Source organism: Adhaeribacter rhizoryzae, from assembly GCF_008629685.1.
Classification (GTDB): domain Bacteria; phylum Bacteroidota; class Bacteroidia; order Cytophagales; family Hymenobacteraceae; genus Adhaeribacter; species Adhaeribacter rhizoryzae.
The window spans coordinates 107126-118386 of the sequence record NZ_VWSF01000012.1; the positions used below are offsets into that span (position 1 = coordinate 107126).

At 43.4% G+C, this 11261-nt stretch carries 9 protein-coding genes; 3 read left to right on the forward strand and 6 right to left on the reverse strand.

Annotated features, from left to right (window positions below; all coding sequences use genetic code 11):
• Window positions 1-5: 5 nt before the first annotated feature.
• Window positions 6-1793 (forward strand): acyl-CoA dehydrogenase family protein, encoded by a 1788-nt coding sequence (locus tag F0145_RS15730; protein WP_150089609.1) that lies wholly within the window; start codon window positions 6-8, stop codon window positions 1791-1793.
• Window positions 1794-1855: 62 nt separating this feature from the next.
• On the opposite strand, the gene F0145_RS15735 is transcribed toward F0145_RS15730, so the two are convergent.
• The 6 genes from F0145_RS15735 to mutY form a co-directional block, all read right to left on the reverse strand.
• A complete protein-coding gene (locus tag F0145_RS15735; protein WP_150089611.1) occupies window positions 1856-3328 on the reverse strand; it encodes a hypothetical protein in 1473 nt (490 codons plus the stop codon).
• A gap of 660 nt (window positions 3329-3988) precedes the next feature.
• A complete protein-coding gene (gene recG / locus F0145_RS15740) occupies window positions 3989-6082 on the reverse strand; it encodes an ATP-dependent DNA helicase RecG (RefSeq protein WP_150089613.1) in 2094 nt (697 codons plus the stop codon).
• Window positions 6083-6252: 170 nt separating this feature from the next.
• Window positions 6253-6870: a gliding motility lipoprotein GldD gene (gene gldD, locus F0145_RS15745; RefSeq protein WP_150089616.1), complete on the reverse strand. Its 618-nt coding sequence runs from the start codon at window positions 6868-6870 to the stop codon at window positions 6253-6255.
• Complete coding sequence (gldE, locus tag F0145_RS15750; protein ID WP_223816110.1) at window positions 6851-8188, reverse strand: gliding motility-associated protein GldE; 1338 nt, start codon at window positions 8186-8188, stop codon at window positions 6851-6853. The genes gldD and gldE overlap by 20 nt, the downstream gene beginning before the upstream one ends.
• Window positions 8189-8214: 26 nt before the next feature.
• Window positions 8215-8673, reverse strand: coding sequence for a single-stranded DNA-binding protein (locus tag F0145_RS15755; RefSeq protein ID WP_150089618.1), 459 nt, complete (start codon window positions 8671-8673; stop codon window positions 8215-8217).
• 51 nt (window positions 8674-8724) lie between these two features.
• Entirely contained in the window at window positions 8725-9804 is a 1080-nt protein-coding gene (gene mutY, locus F0145_RS15760; protein ID WP_150089620.1) for an A/G-specific adenine glycosylase, read from the reverse strand.
• Between the two features lie 198 nt (window positions 9805-10002).
• Here mutY and F0145_RS15765 point away from each other — a divergent pair, with 198 nt between their 5' ends.
• Together F0145_RS15765 and F0145_RS15770 are read left to right on the forward strand one after the other, a co-directional pair.
• Window positions 10003-10308, forward strand: a complete 306-nt coding sequence (locus F0145_RS15765) for an HU family DNA-binding protein (RefSeq protein WP_150089622.1) — start codon at window positions 10003-10005, stop codon at window positions 10306-10308.
• A 78-nt stretch (window positions 10309-10386) separates the two neighbouring features.
• Window positions 10387-11250 carry a tetratricopeptide repeat protein gene (locus F0145_RS15770; RefSeq protein ID WP_223816111.1) on the forward strand — a complete coding sequence of 288 codons (864 nt, stop codon included), beginning with the start codon at window positions 10387-10389 and terminating at the stop codon, window positions 11248-11250.
• Window positions 11251-11261: the final 11 nt, after the last annotated feature.

Here is an 11261-nt window from a genome sequence, read left to right on the forward strand (position 1 = left end):
ACAACATGGAAACCACAAATAAAATTCTGAAAGGCGGCGAGTTTATTATCAAGGAAACGGAGGCTGCCGAAATATTCATGCCGGAGGAGTTTGACGACGAACAGCGCATGATGTCGGAAACTGGGCACCAATTTATTCAGGCAGAAGTAACGCCATTGCTCGATAGGTTGGATAACCACGAAGAAGGCTTAATGGAAGGCTTGATGCGGCAAGCCGGCGAGTTGGGATTATTTGCAGTATCGTTGCCGGCGGCTTACGGTGGTTTCGACCGGGATTTTAATACATCTTTACTGGTTACCGAATCGGTGGGTGGCGGGCATTCGTTTCCGGTAGCGTTTGCTGCGCACACGGGTATTGGCATTCTGCCTATCTTGTATTTCGGCACTGAAGAGCAGAAAAATAAATATTTGCCTAAACTGGCTTCCGGCGAGTGGATATCGGCCTATTGTTTAACTGAACCGGGTTCCGGCTCGGATGCGCTGGCAGCCAAAACCAAAGCCGTGTTGGATGCATCCGGGGAAAACTACATCCTGAACGGACAGAAAATGTGGATTACCAACGCCGGTTTTGCTGATGTATTTATTGTATTTGCCCAGGTAGACGGCGATAAGTTTACCGGTTTTATTGTAGAGCGCAAAGCGCCAGGATTGAGCCTGGGCAACGAGGAACACAAAATGGGCATTAAAGGCTCCTCAACCCGGCAGGTATTTTTTACTGATTGCAAAGTACCCAAAGAAAACGTGCTCGGCGAAATTGGCAAAGGCCACCTGATAGCTTTTAATATTTTAAACTTAGGCCGCATTAAACTCGGGGCCGCTACCTTGGGCGCCGCTAAAAAAGTAGCCAATTTATCGGTGAAGTATGCCAACGAACGAATTCAGTTTAAAATTCCTATTTCTAAATTCGGCGCTATTCGGCATAAATTAGCTGAACAGGCAATCCGGATATTTGCCATGGAATCGGCTTTGTATAGGTGTGGCAACGATATTTACCAGAAAGAACAGGAATTGTTAGCCCAGGGTAAACCTTCCTCGGAAGCGTTATTGGGAGCTGCTAAAGAATTTGCCGTAGAATGCGCTATCTTAAAAGTTGAGGGTTCCGAAGTGCTGGATTATGTAGTAGACGAAGGTGTTCAAATTTTCGGCGGCTACGGCTTTTCCGCTGATTACCCCATGGACCGCGCCTACCGCGACTCGCGCATCAACCGGATTTTTGAAGGTACGAACGAGATAAACCGGATGCTGATTGTAGACATGATTCTGAAGAAAGCCTTAAAAGGGGAACTCGATTTAATGGGCCCGGCTAAAGCCGTGCAGGACGAATTATTGAGTATTCCGGATTTTGGCGATGAGGAAGAAGGCTTATTTATTGCCGCGAAAAAAATAATTCGTAACCTGAAAAAGGCCATTTTACTGGTGGCTGGTACTGCGGTGCAAAAGTTTATGATGACCCTGGAAAAAGAACAGGAAATATTAATAAATATTGCCGACATGGCCATTAAAACGTATGTGGCCGAATCGACGTTGCTGCGCGTTGAAAAATTGGTGAGCCAAAAAGGGGAGGAGGCCGCTGCCCGCCAGATAGATATTGCCCGCGTTTATTTATACGAAGCCTTAGACACAGTTTATCTGGCCGGTAAAGATGCCATTAGTGCCATGGGAGAAGGCGGCGACGAGCAAAAATTATTGCAAATTGGGTTAAAGCGCTTTACCAAAGCCGAACTCTTTAATACCAAAGGAGCCCGCCGGCGCATAGCCGCTACCTTAATTCAGGCCGACCAGTACGCGTATTAATTTTATTAAATATTCTTTAATAAAGCCAGCTACCTGTATTAGCTGGCTTTATTAAAGAATATTTACTTAATGGTTATTCGGGTTAGCTGAAGGGCTTTGGATTTACGGGAGGGTTTAAAAACAGCTACTAGCGTATTGTCGTTTAGCCAAGCCGTAAAATCTTTAAGGTAAGCCAAGGGCTTATTAGCAGAGACATTTAGCTTTAATGGCTGCGGGGCAGCAGTGGTGCCGTCTTTAATATTTATTTTACGGCTAAACAAATCGGTTTTGTTGTTTAGGGTTTCCAAGGTAATCAGTTGTAATTCGTTGCTATTTACGTTGGCCTTGTACGAAATACCCGTAAACCCTTCCGATGCCGGGGCTACCTGGCTTTTATTCAGGATGGAGTGCCAGGTTGGGTTCATAAATTCGTCGTAGGTAAATAAATGTATTTCGCGGGCGGCAAAAGGCAACTTCGGTCCTTCGTTGTACTTTTTTTCGGCCAGCACCAGCACGTGTTTTTCCGGACTTACCACAATATCCGAGAGATAAATATCGGATAAGCGTTTTACCGGCGGGGTACCCGATTTATTAAGTTTATTTATATCGGCCAGATAATGGGGTGTAAACCTAAACTCAGGCGCGTACTTCATTTCGCCGGAGGCAAAATCAAATTTAATTACTTTCAGGCTATAGAAATCGCCCGTTTTCTCGTCGGCAACCGTAGCGGCGGCATACATGCTGCTGTCTTGCTGCAAAGCGAAGAATGTATCTAAAATGTAAACTTTTTTGCCTTCAAAAACGCCACCCACCTGAATGTCCATGCCTTTTATTTCGGGGCCTGTTTGGCTATAGCGCCGTACCGAAAGCTTGGTGGCATTGTTGTTAATGAGGGCAACGTATTGGAACCCCGCATTATCTATTTTAACATTAGCCGATTGGATACCAACTAAATCCTGAAAACCATAAGTGCGTTCCTGTACCTTGTTTAAATTGCCATCATAAATAGTAGCCTGAATGGCTTTTAACCCAGCCTGCTGCTGCAAATAATTGTAAGTAACCAGTTTGGTACCATCTTCGGAAAAGGCCACACCCAGGCGGCGGCTTTTAATGGGCGCTTCGGCCAGTTTCTTGTTCTCCGATTTTTTTCCGGTTTTTAAATCAATGGTGTAGCCGAGTAAGTTCTGCAGGCCGGTTTCCTGGTTTTTCCGGTGAATTATTACCAGTGCATAATTATCGTTGCGGGTAAAAGCTTCTACTTCTTCGGCGGCTGATAGGGGCAGCGCTGCTTCCCAGCTTTTTTTTAATTCGTTGGTGTAAAACTCTACCGCGTAAATACTTTCGGTCTTTTTAGATAAAATAATAAAACCCGTACCATCTACCGGTAATGTTTTCTGTTTTATTCTTTGGTTATACTGGTCTTCGGATTGGTCGGGTAAATAAGTAAATGGAATAGAACGGGTTCTGGATTGGGCCACCGAGAAATTAACACTTGCCAGCACCACGGCTACTACCCCAATTAATTTCTGCAAACTTATACCAAACCGCATCGTCATAGCTACTTCTCCTTAAAATTGTTTTTGCAAAGGTATTATTTAAGATAATTGGTAAAAAACGCTTTTAAAATTTTCTAAATTTTATTTGTAAGGATATTAAAATTATTATTTCTAATAGGATTTTAAAATTTTACATTGTTAATTTGTTAAATAATATATCTATCTGTTGAGAAAAAAATAAATTACATTTATTAAGCTTAAAATATTTGTAACATTTATTTTTGATAACAGTAAAAGTAAGCCCTGCTAAAGCAGTAAAGAATATATTTAATCTAAAATAATAATATAAGTAAAACGAATACTAAGATTGTAGGAGCCAATTACTTAGGTAATATTTCAGAAACCAGGTTAAGCGTTATTGTTTTAAGTAAATTTAGCCGGTTTAAGAAGTACTAAGTCTTTACATTTCTATCTACATGAATAGCATATCGGTAAATATTGTAAACTATGAAATTAGCTTTTAAAGTTTTGCTTTTGATTGTTTTGGTAGTTATTAGCAAAATGGAAAAACAAAGTCAGGTTATCAGTAAGCCTTCCAGAAGTTTATATAGCCCAGTCTATTCGCATAACACCAATCTTGGCGTGTATTCGAAGTCTATTCAGGAAAGTAATATTCAGCGGATTTCACTTAAGTATAACAACTACTAAATTTATTGGGGGTTAGCTAATCCGGCTCCAGTTTACGGCATTTCTGCTGAGCGACTGGATATGCCGGCGTAGGTTTTCGTGCTGCGGCAACTGTAGCTGCGGGTCTTCTTCTATAATGCTTTGCGCGGCGGCCCGGGATTCCTGCAATATTTTGGCATCTTTCGATAAGTCGGCAATGAGCAAATCCAAAACGCCGCTTTGCTGGGTTCCCATTAAATCACCGGGTCCGCGGAGTTTCAGGTCGATATCGGCAATTTCAAACCCATTGTTGGTGCGCACCATGGTTTCGATGCGGATTTTACTTTCTTTACTCAACTTGTAGCTGGTCATTAATATGCAGTAAGATTGCTCGGCGCCTCGGCCTACGCGGCCCCGCAACTGGTGCAACTGCGATAAGCCAAACCGCTCCGCACTCTCAATTACCATAACCGAGGCATTGGGCACGTTTACGCCTACTTCAATTACCGTAGTAGCCACCATAATCTGGGTCTCGTTCTTAACAAACCGCTGCATTTCAAAATCTTTGTCCTGGGGCTTCATTTTGCCGTGCACAATGCTAATGCCGTACTCCGGAAATGCCCGCTTTACGCTTTCGTAGCCATCCATTAAATCTTTGTAATCCATGGTTTCGGATTCTTCGATAAGCGGATACACCAAATATACCTGACGGCCAGCCTTAATTTGCTCGCGCATAAAACCAAATACCCGTAATCGGTGCGCATCGTAGCGGTGTACGGTTACAATCTCTTTCCGGCCGGCCGGCAATTCATCTATCACCGACACGTCCAGATCGCCGTACAAGGTCATGGCCAGCGTACGCGGAATAGGGGTAGCCGTCATGACCAGCACGTGCGGAATAATGGCCGGATTTTTTTGCCAAAGCTTAGAACGTTGCGCTACGCCAAAGCGGTGCTGCTCATCAATAATGCACAAACCCAGGTTCTGAAACTGCACCACATCTTCGAGTAAGGCGTGCGTACCAACAATCATTTTCATGTCGCCGGATTGCAATTGCTCGTGAAGGACGCGGCGGTCTTTTTGTTTGGTGGAACCGGTAAGTTTACCCAGGTTAATGCCTAATTTATCGGCGTACTGCTTTAAGCCGGTGTAATGTTGGTCGGCTAATATTTCGGTAGGAGCCATGAGGCAAGCTTGCGCCTGGTTGTCGGTGGCCATGAGCATCGTTAAAAAAGCCACAATGGTTTTGCCGCTGCCTACATCGCCTTGCAGCAGCCGGTTCATTTGCTTGCCGGCGCATAAATCTTTGTAAATTTCTTTTATTACTCTTTTCTGAGCATTGGTTAAGTCAAAACCCAGGTGGTGGTTGTAAAATTCGGTAAGTGTAGGTACGTTTTTAAATATTTGTCCCCGCAGGTCGGCTTTGCGTACGGTTTTCTGCCGGAGCAGCTTTAGCTGCACGTAAAATAATTCTTCAAACTTGAGCCGGAAACGCGCGGCATTTAATTTTTCAGTATTGGCCGGAAAATGAACCTGCAGCAAAGCTTCCCGCTTCGAAAGCATTTTATACTGGTCAATCAAGTCGGGCGTTAAGCTTTCGGAAATATTGGGAGCTGCCAATTTTAGCAGTTCGGCCATTATTTTGGAAAGGGCTTTGCTGTCGAGGCGATGATTTTTAAGTTTTTCGGTGGTGGAGTAAACCGGTTGCAAATAGCTTTGGCCTTGCGTTACCTCCGTGGCTTCTTCCATTTCGGGATGCGCCATATTAATGCGGCCGTTAAACAAGGTGGGCTTCCCAAAAACAATATATTCAATGCCTGTTTTCAGGCTGGTGTTCATCCACTTCACGCCCTTAAACCAAACCAGTTCTATTTCGCCGGAAGCATCGGTTAATATTACCGATAACCGTTGTTTGCGTCCGTCGCCTAATAATTCTTTGGAGCGAATGCGGCCTTTAACCTGAATATAGGGTAAATCTTCGTAGACTTCGGCTAGCTGGTAAAATTGGGTACGATCTAAATACCGGAAAGGGTAATGCTGAATTAAATCGCCGTAGGTAAAAATATTAAGTTCCTGCTGCAGCAACAAGGCTCGTTGCTGCCCAATACCTTTTAAGAATTCAATTTTTGTATTAAAAAAACCGGACACTCTTTAAATTATGAATTATGAATTAGAAATTATGAATTTGATACTTTGAACTGATTAATTAACGTGGTGACTTCAATTCTTTTTCGAATCAGAAAAGAGGATATTAACAGGATTGAAGTTTCCCATTCGAGAATTCATAATTTTTAATTTCTAATTCATAATTGTTCTGATTACTCCGTCCACTTAAGGGTATTGAGCAGGTGCACCATGTCTTTTTTAATGTAGTTGATAACGGGCGCCAGCGAGTCGTTGGCGGTAGCGGTACGGAAATAAAGGGCTCCCCGGAAAAAATGTTTGGTGCTGTCGGTTACGTAAAACTGAAACTGGGTAGGAACTTCGCCGGTTAGTTCGGCCACATTAACGTTCATGCCATTTTCGGTTTTAATAATGCCGCCCTCAATCGATTCGGCTTTTATCTGGTGCTTGATGGTAAGCGTGCGGGCATCTTCGAGCAGTTTATTCAGCATTTGCTTATCGTTATTTACGGGCCGGTAAGTAAGTTGCACGTTGGCCTGAAACTGCGGATAATAAATATTAAGCCAGTGGGGCATGGCCGTACGTGAGGAGTCGCGCAATATTTTGGCGTAGGCCGAATATTCGAACCAGTAAGGATGCTGCTGCGCCAAAGGTTGGTATTTGGCCGGAGGCAAATCGATGCGGTTATAACCTTTGGGCTTAGGCGTATAATCTTCGCGGCCGCAAGCCACCAACGAGGCCACGCAGATTACCAGACAGCCAATATTTTTAGAATATTTTACTTTAAAAAAGTTATTTTGTAACCCCCACATAAACTTTAACCTGCTTTACTCTTTTATTATCGGCTGCTTCAATAATAAACTTATAGGAATCTATTTCTATTTCTTCGCCTTCCTGCGGAATTTTAGAGAATAATTCCAGCATCAGTCCGCCCACCGATTCGTTGTTTTTCCGGACTAGTTCCAGCACTTCCGGATCTATACCGGTTACTTTGCAAAATTCGTTCAGCGATGTTTGGCCCTCAAAAATAAAGGTATTTTCATCAATCTGCGCATATTCCACATCTTCTTCTTCGTCGAACTCGTCTTTTATCTCGCCCACAATCTCTTCCACAATGTCTTCAAAAGTAAGCAAGCCGGCGGTGCCGCCGTACTCATCTACCACAATGGCCATGTGCACGTGCATTTCCTGGAATTCGCGCAGCAAGTCGTCTATTTTTTTGCTTTCGGGTACAAAATAAGGTGGCCGCAGTAAAGTTTGCCAGGCAAAATCGGGACCGGCATCCAGGTGCTGCAGTAAATCTTTTATGTACAGAATGCCCTCAATTTTATCAACGGTTTCGGAGTAAATCGGCACCCGCGAATAGCCCCATTGGTTTATAAGGGGCAATAAATCGGCGTAAGAAGTGCTAATGTCAAAGGCAATAACATCTACCCGCGAGTGCATTACCTGCTTTACGGTAGTGGTACTAAAATTAACAATACCCTTGAGAATTTCTTTTTCTTCGCGGTTTTCGGTGGTTAAAGAGGCATCAATGGCATTCTGTAATTCATCTAACCGAACGGAGTTTGGTTTTGCCCGGACTTTTCGTTCAATCAGGTTACTTAGGCTTAATAGTAAACCCGAAATTGGCGCCAAAATAATATCAGACCAGTGCAGAAAGCCAGCCATTCGGCAAGCAGTGGTTAAGCGGTTGCGGGTAGCCCTGATTTTGGGCAGTACTTCGCCAAAAAAGGAAATAGCAATGGTAAGCGCTACGGCAATGGTTAAAACCGTGGAGAAACCCAGATTACGCCCATTTAGTTGAATAGCCAGGTTAATAATAATGATAACCAACGCCACGTTGATAATATTATCGATTACCAGCATGGTGGTGAGCAGACGCCGCGGTTGCTGCAATAAATCTAATACGCGCTTATAAGACCGCTGCGGCCGTTGGCGACAGGTAGCCAGTTCGGCTTCTGATAAAGAGAAAAATGCTGCTTCGGCACCCGAAACCAGCGCCGAAAGCAGCAATAACAAAATAATGCCGGTTGCCGCCAGGGCTAAATCCAGGCTAAACGGTGAGAATAAGGCGGAGACGAGGTAAGTTAAATAACTCGGAGGGTCTCCGGCATCTGTATTTTCCAAATTTAAAATTTTAGTCCAACAATAATTTAAAACGGCAGGTCGTCCGGTTCGTTTTCGTAAGCAGCGCTCATTTCGGGCTTACCCGCGTTGCCATTGTTATAACCGGCGCTGTTTTCCTGCGCGTTGTTCTGGCTCTGGCCATTACTGCCTTCGCCTCTACCACCCAGCATGGTCATGTTATCGGCTACAATCTCGATGCTGTAACGCTGAATACCTTCTTTATCCTGGTAATTATTAGTACGTATTTTGCCTTCAACATAAACCGATTGGCCTTTTTTCAGGTATTTTTCGGCTACTTCGGCCAGGCCGCGCCAGGCCACAATATTGTGCCACTCGGTGCGCTCTACTTTGTTGCCGGTTTTATCTTTATAAGATTCGGAGGTAGCTATCGGAAAACGGGCCACTGCCACACCACTTTCGGTATGCCGTATTTCGGGGTCTTTTCCTAAGTTACCAACCAATATTACTTTGTTTATACTTGCCATTTATTCAGCGTTTTAAGGTTATCCTGTTTAAGTATCTAAATGTAAATATAATTAAAAAACAGTAGCTTTCAAATACCGATCTATCATAATAGCTTTAGGTAATTGCTCTATTTCGCTAACAGAAAAAAGGCTTAAACCCGTACTTTCGGTTATCTCATTCCTTAAACGGGTTTGGAGCTGAATTAGATAAAACTTAGCGTATACTTTCTGGTGCGTGAGCACATGTTTGTAAATCTTAGAAACCTCTTTTATAACCGGTTTAGTTTCCGCTGCAGTAAGTAATTGCAGTTCTAGCATTAAAATATCGGTAGGCAAATCCGGATTGTCGGTTTCCTGTAAATAAAAATCGTAGAGTCCTTGCCAAATATCGGTTTGGGTACGCTTGCGCAGATAATATTGGTCTTCATATTGCAGCACCAGGTAATGAAAATACCGTTCGCGACTGGCTTTGACTTTAGATTTATGCGGTAAGGCTGCTACCAGTCCGTTCAGAAAAGCAAAACAGGTTTGCTGCAACGGGCAAAATAAACAATCGGGCATATTAGGCGTGCACTGAATGGCCCCAAACTCCATTATGGCCTGGTTGTAAGTGTCGGGCTCGGTACGGGAAATAAGCGAATCGGCCAGCAACTGAAACACTTTTTTGCCGGCCGGTGAGGCAATATCATCAGATAAACCGTATACGCGGGCCAGTACCCGAAAAACATTGCCATCCAGTACCGCCACCGGCTCTTTAAAAGCAAAAGAAGCAATAGCCGCAGCCGTGTAAGGCCCAATCCCTTTTAGTTTTACAAGCTCATTGTAAGTAGTTGGAAAGTTGCCATTCCGTTCGGCGGCAATAAATTTGGCGGTATGATGCATGTTGCGGGCCCGCGAATAATAGCCTAATCCTTGCCAGTCGCGCAACACTTCGTCTTCCGAAGCATTGGCCAAACTGGTTATGGTAGGATATTTGCTGACAAAGGTTTGATAATAGGGTAAGCCCTGATTAACACGCGTTTGCTGTAGAATAACCTCCGAAAGCCAGATAGCATAAGGATTATTAGTTTCGCGCCAGGGTAAGGGCCGTTTATGTTGTGTATACCAGGTAATAAGCGCAGTGGCAAAAAAATGGGGTTCCGGAGAATTCATGCTGTATATTCGAAAAGTATAATTTTAGGTTCTTGTAGCGGGTAAAATACGAACCTGGTTATTTTTTTAATTAAATAGTTTTTAGTTCTTCAGAAATGAAGCTACCTTTGTCCCCCGTTTAAAGCTAATAAACAAATCGTTATCGTCTTAAACGAGAAAGTAAAATTTTATATTAACCTATTTAACTGATACAGTAAAGTGACTAAAGCAGAAGTAATATCAGAGATTGCGGACAAAACAGGAATCGAAAAAGCTGACGTACAGGCAACAGTAGAAGCCTTTTTTAAAGTAGTTAAAGATTCTATGTCGAACGGGAATAACATTTATGTGCGTGGTTTTGGTAGTTTTATAAATAAAAAACGTGCTAAAAAAGTGGCTCGGAATATTTCCAAAAACACCTCTATTATTATAGATGAGCATTTCGTACCAAGCTTCAAACCTTCCAAATCTTTTGTTCAGAAAATTAAGAACAGCAAAAAAATTAAAACGGAAGTAGTTTCTTAGTTTTTGCTACCTTTGTATTTGTAACCCATTGTAAATTAATAATTTCCGAATAATCTGAAAACTATCCGAGTACAAATATTGGTTGTTGTTGCCGCCTTGGTATTGTTGGTGGTTTTGTTTGCTTTGCCTAAAGTCATTATAGATAAAGAAACAGGCGCTGCCTTATCGGGTGCTACTGCTACAGCCAACCGCGATAAAGCTGCCGGCGAAGCAACCGACGAACACGAAGGCCATTTGCATAATAGTGATGGTTCTGAAGCTTCGGCTGCGCACACAAAGGCTAGTCCGGAGGCTTTGGGCAAATTAAAATCTTTGTTAGCCGATTACCGCAAAGCAGGAGATGATGCCAATAAGGTAAAGCTGGCAGAGCAGATTGCCGCCCAGTATACCGCCATCGCGAAGTTTGACAGTGCCGGATATTATTATGAGCAAGTTGCAGCGGCCCGCCCGGGTGAGAAAAATTACCAGAAAGCAGCCGATCAATATTTTGAAGCTTTTAGTTTTGCCGCCACCGAAGAACGGACAAAAGAACTAGGCCAGAAAGCCCAGGGATTGTATAACAAGGTGTTGCAGAATAATCCGGCTAACCTGGATGCTAAAACTAACCTGGCCATGACCTACATTGCCGCCGGCGAACAGCCCATGCAAGGAATTCAGTTGCTTAGAGAGGTAATTACCACCAACCCAAACAACGAGAAAGCTTTGTTTAACCTGGGTATTTTATCTATTCAGTCGGGGCAGTACGATAAGGCCGTGGAGCGGTTTCAGCACCTGGTAGAAGTAAATCCCAAGCATGTGCAGGGTAATTTTTACCTGGCCGTATCTTTGGCCGAAATTGGTAAAAAAGAAGAAGCCCGGCAGGTATTTACCGCTGCTAAAAAACTAGATGATAATCCGGAGTACCAATCTTCTATTGATACGGAGCTAGAAAAACTAAAATAATATCAGGGAAG